Here is an 11,820-nt window from a genome sequence, read left to right on the forward strand (position 1 = left end):
GGTCCTAAGCCGCATCGACGACCCGACCCATGCCACCCGACGACCCAGACCGGACGCCGCCCATGTTCGACGCCTTCAAGGACTTCCTGCGCAACCTGTCGGGCGAGCCGACCGGGCGTCTCGGCGGCGAGGACGATCCGCTGATCGCCGCCTCGGCGCTCCTGTTCCATGTGGCGGAGGCGGACGGCACGCTCACCCGGAGCGAAACCGACGCGCTGCGCGATGTCCTGATCCATGATTACGGGCTTGCCCCCTGGCGGGCCGAAGAGGTCCGACGCGCCGGGCGCGAGGCCGATGCCGAGGCGGTCGATCTCTTCCGCTTCACACATGTTCTTCTGCGCCATTGGAGCGCCGAGGAGCGTCTGCAATTCGTGGAACGTCTATGGGAGATCGTCTTCGCGGACGGAGATGTTCACGAGTTGGAGGATAACGTGGTCTGGCGCGTGGCCGAGCTTCTGGGCGTTTCCAGCCGGGACCGAATGCTGGCCAAGCGCGAGGCGCAGAACAAGGTACGCACGCCCCAGCATGGCTGATCTCCTTCCCCATTCCCGCTCCGAAAGCGCGGCCGCGCCCAAGCGCTTCACGCTGCACGATCCGCATGAAATCCGGCCGGTTCTGGTGGTTCTGCATCAGGAGACCTCGACGCCGGGGCGCGTCGGCCAGGTGCTGGAAGCGGCGGGCGTCCGGCTCGATATCCGCCGCCCGGTGCTGGGCGAAAAGCTGCCCGGCACGCTGGAGGGGCATCGCGGCGCCATCGTCTTCGGCGGGCCGCCAAGCGCCAACGATCCCGACGCGCACCTGCGCCATGAGATCGACTGGATGGAAATTCCGCTGAAGGAGAATCGCCCTTTTCTCGGTATCTGCCTCGGCGCGCAGATGCTGGCGAAACATCTCGGCGCGCCCGTCGGCCCGCACCCTGACGGTCTGGTGGAGATCGGCTATTACCCGATCGAGGCGACGGCGGCCGGGCGTGCCCTGATGCCGGGCTGGCCGTCCATGGTCTATCAGTGGCATGGCGAGGGCTTCGGCTTGCCACATGGCGCGACGCGGCTGGCGGAAGGCGAGGATTTCCCCAACCAGGCCATGCGCTACGGTGATCATGCCTACGGCGTGCAGTTCCATGCCGAGCTGACGCTCGCCATGCTGCATCGCTGGACGACTCACGGCCATGCGCGCTTGTCGCTGCCGGGCGCACAGCCGCGCCGCGAGCATTTTCACGGCCGCGCCATTCACGATGCGCCGGTGAAGCGCTGGCTGGAGCAGTTCCTGGCCGTCATCTTCGGGCGCAGCGCCAGCGGCAGCACGCTGGCCGCGCCGCCGCAGATGTGAAGCGCGCTTTGCACCGCAACAAAGCGCATCGCAAAGAGCGCCAAGTTTACTCGGGCTTTGCAGACGCGGGTGTAAGTCTGGAGCACGAACAGACGTAGGACGGCGGGGCGCTCACCCCTTTCCGTCTCCCGAGCACCACGCGAGGCCGCATGTCGACTTATGATCTCATCGTCATCGGAAGCGGGCCCTCCGGCCGCCGGGCTGCCGTACAGGCCGCCAAGCTCGGCCGCTCCGTTCTCGTCGTGGAGCGCAATCGCCGCGTCGGCGGCGTGTCCGTCCACACGGGCACGATCCCCTCCAAGACCATGCGCGAGACCGTCCTGAACCTGTCGGGTTGGCGCGAACGCGGCTTCTATGGCCGAGCCTACCGCGTGAAACAGGACATCTCGGCCGCCGACATCCAGGCGCGCATGAGCAAGACGCTGGAGCACGAGGTGGACGTGCTCGACCACCAGTTCGCGCGCAACGGCGTCAAGGTCATGCGCGGCGAGGCCTCCTTCCGCTCGCCGCACGAAATCGTCGTGCGCAACGAGGGCGAGGACGAGCGCGTCGTCACCGGCCATTTCATCCTGATCGCGGTCGGCACCAAGCCGTTCCGCCCGGACTACGTGCCGTTCAACGGCACCAATGTCTTCGATTCCGACGAGATCGTCTCCGTGCCGAAGCTGCCGCGCTCCATGACGGTGATCGGTGCGGGCGTCATCGGCGTCGAATACGCCACGATCTTCTCCGCGCTCGAGGTGCAGGTGACGCTGGTCGAGCCGCGTGCCAGCTTCCTCGATTTCGTGGACAAGGAGCTGATGGAGGATTTCGTCCACGATCTGCGCGACCGGAACCTGTCGCTGCGCTTGGGGGCGGAAGTCACCAAGATCGAGTTCGACGCCAATGGCCGCACGGTCTGCCGCATCGCCACGGGCCGCGACGTGACCAGCGACATGCTGCTCTTCGCCGCCGGGCGCATGGGCGCGACCGACAGCCTCAACCTCGAAGCCGCCGGGCTGGAGGTGGATCGGCGCGGGCGTATCAGCGTCAACGAGAAGACGCTTCAGACCAGCGTTCCGCATATCTACGCGGCGGGCGACGTGATCGGCTTTCCTTCGCTCGCTTCCACCTCGATGGAGCAGGGCCGCCTCGCCGCCTGCCACGCCTTCGGTCTTCAGCCGCCTCCGCCGCCCGAATTCTTTCCCTATGGCATCTATTCCGTGCCGGAGATTTCCACCGTCGGCATGAGCGAAGAGGACGTGCGCAAGCGCGGCATTCCCTATGAATGCGGCATCGCGCGTTTCCGCGAGACCTCGCGCGGCCACATCATGGGCCTCGACCGGGGCATGATGAAGATGATCTTCTCCAAGAAGACCCGCCGTCTCCTGGGCGTCCATATCGTGGGCGAGGGCGCGACCGAGCTGATCCATATCGGTCAGGCCGTTCTCAACCTGAAGGGCACGATCGACTATTTCATGGACAATACGTTCAATTATCCGACGCTCGCCGAGGCCTACAAGATCGCCTCGCTCGATGCCTGGAACCGCGCCTTCGCGCATTCCGCCGAGCCTCCCGTCGCGCCGATCTCGGCGGAGGACGAACTCGTCCACTGACAGGCCGTCATCATTCAGCTCATGAAAAAGGCCGGGGCGGCGATCGCCCCGGCCTTTTTCCATTACGGTTTTGAACGAGGTCTATTCGCGTGCGGCGAGGCTGCGGGCCTGCCGCAGCTGCGGGAAGGCGGCCGACCAGATGGCGGCGACCGCCACGGTCGCGATCCCGCCGATCACCACGGCTGGGACCGCGCCGAGCCATGCGGCCATCAGGCCGGCGCGAAACTCGCCCAGCTCGTTGGACGCGCCGACGAAAATGCCGTTTACCGCGTTGACGCGCCCGCGCACCTCGTCCGGCGTCCAGAGCTGGAGCAGGGTTTCGCGGATATAGACCGAGATCATGTCGGCCGCACCCATGAGGGCGAGCGCGGGGATCGACAGCCAAGGCGTCGTGGACAGGCCGAACAGCGCCGTGAACACGCCGAACAGGGCGACAAAGACGAACATGATATGGCCCGCGCGGTCCCGCACGGGATGGGCGGCGAGCCAGGCGGCGGTCAGAATCGCGCCGACGCCGGGCGCGGACCGCAAAAGCCCCGCGCCCCAGGGGCCGACGCCCAGAACGTCATGCGCGAAGACGGGCATGAGCGCGACGGCTCCACCCAGCAGCACGGCGAAGAGATCGAGCGAGATCGCGCCCAGCACCACCTTTTCGCGGAAGATGAAGCGGAAGCCCGCGACGACCGTTTGAAAGCTCGCGGGCTCGCCCGAGGAATGCTGCGCCGGCGCGGAGATGGACAGGACGAGACCCGAGCCCACCAGGAAAAGCGCGAGCGCCGTTCCATAGGCGATATGGGGCGACAGGCCGTAGAGCAGGCCGCCCGCCACGGGCCCGACGATCGAGGCGACCTGCCAGGAGGAGGAGTTCCAGGCGACCGCGTTAGCCAGTTCGTCCTTGGTCACGAGATTGACCACGAGCGAGGAGGCTGCCGGCCCGAAAAAGGCGCGCGCGATGCCGAAGCCGATCAGAATGACGAAGACCGGCACGGGCGATACGAGATCCATCCAGGTCAGCGCCAGAAGCAGCGCCGCGCCGATACCCTCCACCAGGGTCGAGAGGCCCATGATCCAGCGCCGCGAATAGCGATCGGCCACCGGGCCCGTCACCAGCACGAGCGCTAAGGCCGGCAGGAACTGGCACAGGCCGATCAGGCCGAGATCGAACGGGTCGCGCGTCAGGGCATAGATCTGCCACGTCACGGAGACCGAGACGATTTGCACAGCGAAGGCGGCGAAGAAGCGGGCCAGCCAGTAGCGAAGAAAGCGCTTGTTGCGGAAGGCGGCGAAGCGATCGTCCACCGGCGTATGGACCGGCGCGTCGCCGGAGGGAGAGGAGAGAGGTGCGTCGTCGCTCGGCATGATGGGTCCGGCCGTCTTGCGCGCCTGTCGCCCGGCCTTTGGCGCCTACCCTTATGGGGCCCGAGCCTTCGGCAAAGCGGGAGGTGGGGAAGGGGCCGCCTTTCGAGGGAACTGGGGACATGCGAATCGCCAGCGTCGCCCGGAGCTCCAGCCGGGGACGGCCGAAACTTCACTGCAAACGCAGGCGTGGCCACGTGTCCGGATCAGATCGCGCGGTCGCGGCAGAGATTCATAACCGGAGGTCCGGCGTCAAGTCTTTGTGAGGCAATCGCGTCGGATCGGATGCTGGGTTTTGAACGAATCCCGTCCTCCGGCTTCATTCGCTTCCGGGAGTGAACCACACGTGCTGCGCGAGAAGATGCATTGATGCGTCGCTATGCCGCGTCGGACTACCGCAAGAAACGATTCACTGCGATTCGAGGTGTTCGCGCCGGCTTCACGGATTGGCAGTCTTCTCGGCTTCTACTCCCATCAGAAGTTTAGGAGGGGTCCGTGAAACTATCGATCCGTACCAAATTGGCCGGTGGCTTTGCCGTCATGGTGTGTCTCAGCCTGTTTCTGGGCGGGATCGGGGCCTATAACCTGAAAGCCTCGCAGGACCGGATGGAGGCTCTGCGAACCGGGCCCATTGCGCAGAACGAGCGGCTGCTCTCGGTTCGCACGTCCGTTTCCGACATCGGGCGCTTGGTCAACACTTTGCCTTCGGTAGACGGCAGCACGTTCGGCGACACGCAAAAGGCCATTCAGGATCGAGCCGACAGCGCGTTCGCCACACTCGCGGAATATCGCGAACAGGCTCCCAAAACCGAGCGAGCGTCCGTTGATACGCTGAAGGGTGGTATCGAGACCTATCTGCGGATGACCAAGCAAGCTTCGGACTTGCTGACGACCCCCGCGAGCGATCCGACCCGGCGAGCCGAGGCTTTGGAGAGCGCGCGTTCGATCCTGGGCGGCGGAATGCAGCCGACCATGGTCGCCATGATCAGCCAGGTGAAGACGCAGCTGTCGCGCGAAAAGAAGCGCATGGACGCCTTGACGGCGGAAATCAACGCGGCCGACCACCAGACCTTCGTGCAATTGTCGGCTCTGGTCGGCGGCGCCGTCGTGATCGGTCTGGTTTTGGCGGCCTGGCTCGGCCTGTCGATCTCGCGCGGTCTGTCGCGCGCGGTTGAACTGGCGCGGCGCATCGGCTCGGGCGACCTGACGCAGCGCATCGAGGTGAAGGGCCGCGACGAACTGGCCGACCTTCAGCGCGCCATGAGCGACATGACGGTCAAGCTCTCCGAGATCGTCTCGGGCGTGCGCGCATCCTCGTCCTTGGTTGCGGCCGGCTCCGCCCGCTCCGCGTCCACCGCCGAGAAGCTGTCGTCGGGCTCGACCGAACAGGCCGCAGCCTCCGAGCAGGCCTCGGCGGCGATCGAGGAGATGACCGCCAATATCCGCCAGAACGCCGACAACGCGTCCACCACCGAGAAGATCGCAGCGCAGGCCGCCGAACATGCCGGCACCACAGGCGATGCGGTAGCCCAGTCCACGCAGGCCATGCGTGAGATCGCCGAGAAGATCGCCGTGGTGCAGGAGATCGCCCGTCAGACGGACCTGCTCGCGTTGAACGCCGCCATCGAGGCGGCCCGCGCCGGACAGCACGGCAAGGGCTTCGCGGTCGTCGCCTCGGAAGTGCGCAAGCTCGCCGAGCGAAGCCAGGCGGCGGCGACCGAGATCGGCGATCTTTCCTCGCGCACGCTGATCGTCGCCGAGGATGCCGGCTCGCGTCTGGAAAAGCTGGTGCCGGACATTAAAAAGACGGCGGAGCTGGTTTCCGAGATTTCAGCGGCCTGCCGCGAACAGTCGATCGGCATCGAGCAGATCAATCAGGCGATCGGGCAGTTGGATCAGGTCACGCAGGCCAATGCCGGCGCGGCCAACGAGATGACGGCGACGGCCGAGCAGCTGGCCTCGGAAGCAGGCCGCCTCGAAGAGCGCGCGGGCTACTTCCGCATGACGGATGCCGAGCGCGACGCGCTGATCCAAGCCGAAGCGCTGGAGATCGAAGCGACCAACCGCGAGACCGAAGCGCGCAAGACCGCGCGCAAGCCGGCATCCCCGGTCAAGACGGTGACCAAGGCGACGGCTTCGCCTGCCGCAAAGCCCGCCGCATCGGCCTCCGCCGCCGCGCCCAAGCCACAGCGCCCCGCCAAGGCCCCGGTGAAGCTGGCATCGGTCGAAGACGATCTTTTCGAAAGCGGCCCGGCCGCCAATCCCGTCCATTCGCTTCAAGCGCAGGCGGCGGGCTTTGCGGCGGCCAAGCCGGCGAGCAGCAGCGGCTTCTCGCTGGATCTCGACGGCGGAGACGGGTTCGAGCGCATGAGCCGCTAAGGCGCGCAAAGCCCTATCAGGACAGGCCGGGCGCGCAACAGTCCGGCCTGTATCGTTTCGGAGGGCTTTGTCTGCGTTGAGGGTCTCTCTGGAGACTTGTTGGCTGGAGAGGGGGTTGGGGCGGGCCGGCGGCTTTTCGCCATCGCTTCGTTGCCAATCCTGGGCCTTGCCGCCGGCACCCACTGCATCGGAAGCCTCGCGGCATCGGAAAGGCGCTTGCTGGCTCTACCCGTCGTGTTGCCAGCAGACCTATACGCGCGGTGGATGATCGCAGGCCAAACGCGCAAGCGGTCATCAAGCGTCCTGGCGCGGGAGGAAGGCGCCGAGCAAACCGGGGAAGCGGAGCCTGAAGGCCAATTCCCGCGCCCGCCGCACGACCGCAACCCGGCCACGCTCGGCGCGCAGGTCTGCTTCGCTCGCTTCACTTCAAATCTGACTGGAAAGCCGGTGAAATGGTGGAGCTGAGCGGGATCGAACCGCTGACCTCGTCATTGCGAACGACGCGCTCTCCCAACTGAGCTACAGCCCCGTCCACCGGTGAGAGCGGATTTAGATCGGGGAGGGGGTGACTGTCAAGCGGCCGCATCTGATTCGGCCCACGGCCTTCAAATTGGCGGCATGGGGATGGGCTGCGTTAGGAAAATCCCCATTTCCCTGACCGATTGTGCGATAGCACACAAGGTTCATCAGCCAGAGGCTCCCCATGCTTGCCGTCGTTCAGGTCGTTCTTCTGATCCTCAACATCCTCTGGTGGATCATTATCGTCTCGGCCATCCTGTCCTGGCTGCTGGCCTTCAACATTCTCGACTATCGCAACAATTTCGTGCGCACGGTCACCGATACGCTCAATCGCATGACGGAGCCGCTCTATCGGCCGATCCGCAATATGCTGCCCAATCTCGGCGGACTCGACCTGTCGCCGCTCGTGGTGCTGATTGCGATCTTCTTCCTGCAGCAGCTGATCTATCTCTACATCGTGCCGGCGATCTACCGCGCGGGCATCTGATGCTTCTGTCCGTGCGCCTGACGCCGCGCGCGTCGAGCGATCGGATCGACCGGATCGAGGCGTCTCCCGAGGGGTGGCGCATCGAGGCGCGGGTGCGGGCCGTGCCGGAAAAGGGTCTCGCCAACGAGGCCCTGATCCGTGTGATCGCGGACGGTCTCGGTGTTCCGAAATCCAGCCTCTCGATCGCCTCGGGCTCCAAGGGGCGGGAAAAGCGGTTGCGCTTCGAGGGCGACGAGGCGAGGCTGAACGAGGCGCTGCGCGCGCATCCGCTCACCCACTCCTCCCGAGCGCCTGAGGTCCGCCGTTCGGACGTACGAGACCGGCTTCGGTGCTTCCACAATGTCGGAACGTAAAAGGCGCGAGGCTCGATCGGAGCCCCGCGCCTTCTCAATTTGTTAGCCCCAATGGGAGCACGCGATCAGGCGTTTTCCTGGCCGACCGGCGTCTTGTTCTTTTCCTTTTCGGACGCTTCGTCGTAGCGCGTCACAGCTTCGGAAATGAGCTTGCGCGCTTCGGCCGCATCGCCCCAGCCGCCGATCTTCACCCACTTGCCGGGCTCCAGATCCTTGTAGTGCTCGAAGAAGTGCTCGATCTGCTTGAGCGTGATTTCCGGCAGGTCGGTATATTCCTCGACCTTCACGTAGCGCTGCGTCAGTGCCGGCGAGGGAACGGCGATGACCTTCTCGTCCAGACCCTTGTTGTCCTCCATCTTGAGGACACCGATCGGGCGGCAGTTGATCACGCAGCTCGGGAAGAGCGGGCGCGTCGAGCAGACGAGAACGTCGATCGGATCGCCATCGTCCGACAGCGTGTGGGGAACGAAGCCGTAGTTCCCGGGATAGGTCATCGGCGTGTACAGGAAGCGATCGACGAAGAGAGCGCCGGACTCCTTGTCCATCTCGTACTTGATCGGGTGGCCGCCGACCGGCACCTCGATGATGACGTTGATGTCCTCGGGCGGGTTCGTGCCCCGGGCGATGGCGTCGATGCGCATGGGAAAACTCCTCGAAAGCGTCGCGCGTGTCTAACCGCTCGCCGGCCCCGAGGCAATTGGAGGCCCTGATTTCCTTGCTGGACGGTTAAGATCGTCGCGGGCCAGTCTCAAACGAAGGCGACGCCGACCTCGCCTTCTCGAACCCCGATCGGAAACCTGCCTCAGGCGAAGGTAAAGGCCAGTTTGCGCAGGGTCACGTCCTCGAAGGTTTCAGTGCCCGAGGCGACGTCGAGACCCCCTTCCGCCTCGTAGAAGCGAACCGCGCCGTCATTGTCCTCAAGCGCCCAGACGGCGGTTCCTGTCAGGCCGCGCGAGCGGAGCAACATACGCGCGGCCGAGAAGAGCCGCCGCCCATATCCGATGCCCTGGAACTCGGGCCGGAGATACAGCTCGTAGACTTCGCCCTCCACACCCAGCGCGCGCGTGCGGTTTCGCCCAAGCGTCGCATAGCCGCCCATTTCGCCACCATATTGCAGGACGAGAATGGTCGCCTGATTGTGGATCGCGCTCTCCCACCAGGCTGGATTGCGGCGCTCGATCATGCGCGACAAAGCCTTGTGGGGGATCAGCCCGGCATAGGTGCCGCGCCAAGACGCTTCGTGTGTACGGGAAAGACCCGCCGCGTCGCGGGCCTCGGCCAATCGGATCTCTGCGGCGATCGTCTTCATCTGGCATTAACCATGATGGGCGATTTCCGATCCTGCGCGGGATAAAAAATCACGCGGCGATTCGGCAAGAGCATGGTTCATCGGGAAGGGTCGTACCCCCTCGGCGCCGGCTCGGCAACGGCTTGACGCGCGCGAAAATGCCTCGTCTGCTTCGCGCTTCGCCAGACCCTCAGCCGCGCCCGAGCACGCCGCCCGCCAGCGCCTTCTGAATGCCGGCAATGTTGGCCCCGCGCGACAGGTTCTGCGTGAAGGGCTGGGGCTGGCCCGACACCCAGATGCGCAATTCGGCATCCGTGTCGAACGAGCCGGCGGTTTCCACAGAGAACATGGTGACGGCGCGATAGGGGATCGAATGATATTGCCGCTTGCGCCCGGTCATGCCCTGCTTGTCGATCAGGATGACGCGCCGGTCGGTGAAGACGAGCTGGTCCCGCATCAGCTGAAAGGCGATCTCGATCCCCTCGTTGGGCAGGAGAACCGGCTCCAGTTCCCTCGACAGGCTGCCGACATCGAGATCGCTGGCAAGGCCGAGAAGCCCGTTGAGAAAGCCCATGGTTCTGGTCTCCGTTGGAAATTCCATCCGCTCCGCCGGGCGGTCGCGAAGGAGATGGGAGCACCGGACGTCGAGCGCGAGCCGATCCGCGACGTTTCCCGGTCACGAAACCGTGCGGGTGGCCAGGTCGGCGCGCCCGGCGATCAAGCGCTGCTGGCGTCCTTGTCCTCCCGCTCCGGCCAGCCGGCGACGACGACCTTGCCGAGCATCGTGCCGGTTTCGCTGAGCCTGTGGCCCTCGCGGATCGTCGCGGCCGAGATGGGGGAAAGCGTGCGCGTGCGGGTCGAGCGAAGCCGTCCGGCATCGACCAATCGCGAAATCTCCGACAGGAGGCGGTGCTGCTCGATCATGTCGGCGGTCTGGAAGAGAGGCCGCGTGAACATGTACTCGAAATGCAGCGAAACGGATTTGAAGCGGATCGGCGCGAGGTCCAGCGCGGCGCTGTCGATCACGCAGAGTTCGCCGAACGGGCGGATCAGCGCTCCGATGTCATTCATATGTGCAGGGGTCTGGCTCAGGGCGAAAACATAGTCCACCGGCCCGAGGCCAAGTTCGGCGATCTGCGGGGCCATGGGCCGCGAATGATCGATCACATGGTGGCAGCCATGCTCCAGGGCGAAGGTGCGGGTCTCCTCGCGCGAGGCCGTGCCGATCACGGTGAGCGCCGTCAACTGGCGCGCCAGCTGCGTGGCGATGGAGCCGACCCCGCCGGCAGCCCCGATCACCAGAAGCGTGCCGCGTTCGGTCTCGTCGGGTTGAATGCGGAACCGGTCGAACAGGGTTTCCCAAGCCGTGATGGCGGTCAGCGGCAGCGCCGCGGCGTCCGCGAAATCCAGGCGATCGGGCTTGCGCGCCACGATGCGCTCGTCCACCAGCTGGAACTCGGCATTGGAGCCCTGCCGATCCACCGCGCCGGCATAGAAGACAGCGTCGCCCGGCCGAAACAGGGTCGCGTCGTCACCCGCCGCTTCCACCACGCCGCTGGCGTCGAAGCCCAGAACGCGCGGGAATCGACCGGGATCGTCCAGCGGTCCGCGCTGCTTGGTGTCCACCGGATTGATCGAGACCGCTTCCACGCGCACCAGGAGATCGCGGCCCGTGGGAAGCGGGCGCGGCAGATCGAGATCGCTCAGATGCTCGACGGCCTTGTCGGGAGGCGAGGTTTCATATCCGACTGCCCGCATGTTGTCCTGTCCTTCAGCCTCGACGCGTCCTGTCTCTCGTTCCACTTCGAGCTATCGCGGGGCGAGGTGGGATCAAGCGGGATGGCGTCAAAAACCGTTGGGCCGCCTCAGCCGGAGGGCGGGGCATCCTGTGTCATGTTCGTTGCGATCTGCCGGCCCGTTTCCAGAAGCACGACCTGAAGCAGGCGCGAGACGATATCGATGCCCAAGCCTTCCGCCAGATCATGGGCTCGAATCAGCGTATCCACGAGTTCGTCCTCCGGGGCTTCGGAGACGGCCAGCGAGGTGCGCGCGGAGAGGATGAGGCCGACATAGGACCGGCAGCTTCCATCCGCCTCGCGCACCGGCAGGCCGAAGCTTCGCACCCAAATCACGCTCTGGGCCGGACCGAGCACGCGATAAATCTCGAAAAACGGATCCTGCCGCCGCCGAACGGCCGCCACACGCGCCGTCAGGGACACCCGGTCCTGGTGATGAAGCTGCTCGAGAAAGCGCTCGGATGAAACGCCCAGTCGGCCCCAGGCGGAGGGGAGGTCGAACAAGCGGCAAACGCGCTCATCGGCAAAGAACAGACCGGCGTCGAAATCCCAGCGCCATGTACCCGTAATGCCGGTCGGAAGAGAGATCGACGGGAGGACTGAGGAATGAGGCATGATGTTCCAAATCCCGCAGACACGACAAGTCCTACTTGAAACGCATTCCGCGTGGGGTGAAGCCAACTGTACGAAAAAGTTCGATAGGTGAGTAATTTCCAGC

The 11,820-nt window shown here is 65.3% G+C and carries 12 protein-coding genes and 1 tRNA gene; 6 read left to right on the forward strand and 7 right to left on the reverse strand.

All coding sequences use genetic code 11. From position 1 onward, the window contains the following. Positions 1 to 29 precede the first annotated feature (29 nt). The 3 genes from NS365_RS06230 to sthA all read left to right on the forward strand — a co-directional run bounded on the left by NS365_RS06230 (position 30) and on the right by sthA (position 2,924). Positions 30 to 533 carry a TerB family tellurite resistance protein gene (locus NS365_RS06230; RefSeq protein WP_306302745.1) on the forward strand — a complete coding sequence of 168 codons (504 nt, stop codon included), beginning with the start codon at positions 30 to 32 and terminating at the stop codon, positions 531 to 533. After that, positions 526 to 1,329 carry a glutamine amidotransferase gene (locus tag NS365_RS06235; RefSeq protein ID WP_058599415.1) on the forward strand — a complete coding sequence of 268 codons (804 nt, stop codon included), beginning with the start codon at positions 526 to 528 and terminating at the stop codon, positions 1,327 to 1,329. Before NS365_RS06230 ends, NS365_RS06235 begins: the two co-directional genes overlap by 8 nt. A gap of 149 nt (positions 1,330 to 1,478) precedes the next feature. Further along, positions 1,479 to 2,924, forward strand: coding sequence for a Si-specific NAD(P)(+) transhydrogenase (gene sthA / locus NS365_RS06240; protein ID WP_058599416.1), 1,446 nt, complete (start codon positions 1,479 to 1,481; stop codon positions 2,922 to 2,924). A gap of 81 nt (positions 2,925 to 3,005) precedes the next feature. Here sthA and NS365_RS06245 read toward each other — a convergent pair whose 3' ends face one another. Beyond that, complete coding sequence (locus tag NS365_RS06245; RefSeq protein ID WP_244498384.1) at positions 3,006 to 4,283, reverse strand: MFS transporter; 1,278 nt, start codon at positions 4,281 to 4,283, stop codon at positions 3,006 to 3,008. Between the two features lie 492 nt (positions 4,284 to 4,775). Here NS365_RS06245 and NS365_RS06250 point away from each other — a divergent pair, with 492 nt between their 5' ends. Beyond that, entirely contained in the window at positions 4,776 to 6,659 is a 1,884-nt protein-coding gene (locus tag NS365_RS06250; protein WP_153003678.1) for a HAMP domain-containing methyl-accepting chemotaxis protein, read from the forward strand. 453 nt (positions 6,660 to 7,112) lie between these two features. Here NS365_RS06250 and NS365_RS06255 read toward each other — a convergent pair. Beyond that, positions 7,113 to 7,188 (reverse strand) — tRNA-Ala (locus tag NS365_RS06255). A gap of 174 nt (positions 7,189 to 7,362) precedes the next feature. On the opposite strand from NS365_RS06255, the gene NS365_RS06260 reads away from it, so the two are divergent. Beyond that, the gene (locus NS365_RS06260; RefSeq protein WP_058599418.1) at positions 7,363 to 7,665 is read left to right on the forward strand and encodes a YggT family protein; all 303 of its coding nucleotides are present in this window, start codon (positions 7,363 to 7,365) and stop codon (positions 7,663 to 7,665) included. Beyond that, on the forward strand, positions 7,665 to 8,018 hold the full coding sequence (locus NS365_RS06265; RefSeq protein WP_082684466.1) for a DUF167 family protein: 354 nt from the start codon (positions 7,665 to 7,667) through the stop codon (positions 8,016 to 8,018). Before NS365_RS06260 ends, NS365_RS06265 begins: the two co-directional genes overlap by 1 nt. A gap of 65 nt (positions 8,019 to 8,083) precedes the next feature. Here the strand turns inward: NS365_RS06265 and ppa are convergent, their stop codons facing one another. From ppa to NS365_RS06290, 5 genes are all read right to left on the reverse strand, one after another. Further along, the gene (ppa, locus tag NS365_RS06270; RefSeq protein ID WP_058599419.1) at positions 8,084 to 8,659 is read right to left on the reverse strand and encodes an inorganic diphosphatase; all 576 of its coding nucleotides are present in this window, start codon (positions 8,657 to 8,659) and stop codon (positions 8,084 to 8,086) included. 161 nt (positions 8,660 to 8,820) lie between these two features. Beyond that, complete coding sequence (locus NS365_RS06275; protein ID WP_058599420.1) at positions 8,821 to 9,327, reverse strand: GNAT family N-acetyltransferase; 507 nt, start codon at positions 9,325 to 9,327, stop codon at positions 8,821 to 8,823. Between the two features lie 169 nt (positions 9,328 to 9,496). Next, entirely contained in the window at positions 9,497 to 9,880 is a 384-nt protein-coding gene (locus NS365_RS06280) for a PH domain-containing protein (RefSeq protein WP_058599421.1), read from the reverse strand. A 143-nt stretch (positions 9,881 to 10,023) separates the two neighbouring features. After that, entirely contained in the window at positions 10,024 to 11,064 is a 1,041-nt protein-coding gene (locus tag NS365_RS06285) for a zinc-binding alcohol dehydrogenase family protein (protein WP_058599422.1), read from the reverse strand. A 107-nt stretch (positions 11,065 to 11,171) separates the two neighbouring features. Next, positions 11,172 to 11,717, reverse strand: a complete 546-nt coding sequence (locus NS365_RS06290; RefSeq protein ID WP_058599423.1) for a PAS domain-containing protein — start codon at positions 11,715 to 11,717, stop codon at positions 11,172 to 11,174. Between the last annotated feature and the right edge of the window lie 103 nt (positions 11,718 to 11,820).

Origin of the sequence: Aureimonas ureilytica (genome assembly GCF_001475935.1) — a bacterium.
Lineage (GTDB): Bacteria > Pseudomonadota > Alphaproteobacteria > Rhizobiales > Rhizobiaceae > Aureimonas > Aureimonas ureilytica_A.

Excerpts from the sequence above, each read along its gene's own strand:
- NS365_RS06230 (WP_306302745.1), top strand. The coding sequence starts at position 30 with ATGCCACCCGACGACCCAGACCGGACGCCGCCCATGTTCGACGCCTTC.
- NS365_RS06235 (WP_058599415.1), top strand. The coding sequence starts at position 526 with ATGGCTGATCTCCTTCCCCATTCCCGCTCCGAAAGCGCGGCCGCGCCC.
- sthA (WP_058599416.1), top strand. The coding sequence starts at position 1,479 with ATGTCGACTTATGATCTCATCGTCATCGGAAGCGGGCCCTCCGGCCGC.
- NS365_RS06245 (WP_244498384.1), bottom strand. The coding sequence starts at position 4,283 with ATGCCGAGCGACGACGCACCTCTCTCCTCTCCCTCCGGCGACGCGCCG.
- NS365_RS06260 (WP_058599418.1), top strand. The coding sequence starts at position 7,363 with ATGCTTGCCGTCGTTCAGGTCGTTCTTCTGATCCTCAACATCCTCTGG.
- NS365_RS06265 (WP_082684466.1), top strand. The coding sequence starts at position 7,665 with ATGCTTCTGTCCGTGCGCCTGACGCCGCGCGCGTCGAGCGATCGGATC.
- ppa (WP_058599419.1), bottom strand. The coding sequence starts at position 8,659 with ATGCGCATCGACGCCATCGCCCGGGGCACGAACCCGCCCGAGGACATC.
- NS365_RS06275 (WP_058599420.1), bottom strand. The coding sequence starts at position 9,327 with ATGAAGACGATCGCCGCAGAGATCCGATTGGCCGAGGCCCGCGACGCG.
- NS365_RS06280 (WP_058599421.1), bottom strand. The coding sequence starts at position 9,880 with ATGGGCTTTCTCAACGGGCTTCTCGGCCTTGCCAGCGATCTCGATGTC.
- NS365_RS06285 (WP_058599422.1), bottom strand. The coding sequence starts at position 11,064 with ATGCGGGCAGTCGGATATGAAACCTCGCCTCCCGACAAGGCCGTCGAG.
- NS365_RS06290 (WP_058599423.1), bottom strand. The coding sequence starts at position 11,717 with ATGCCTCATTCCTCAGTCCTCCCGTCGATCTCTCTTCCGACCGGCATT.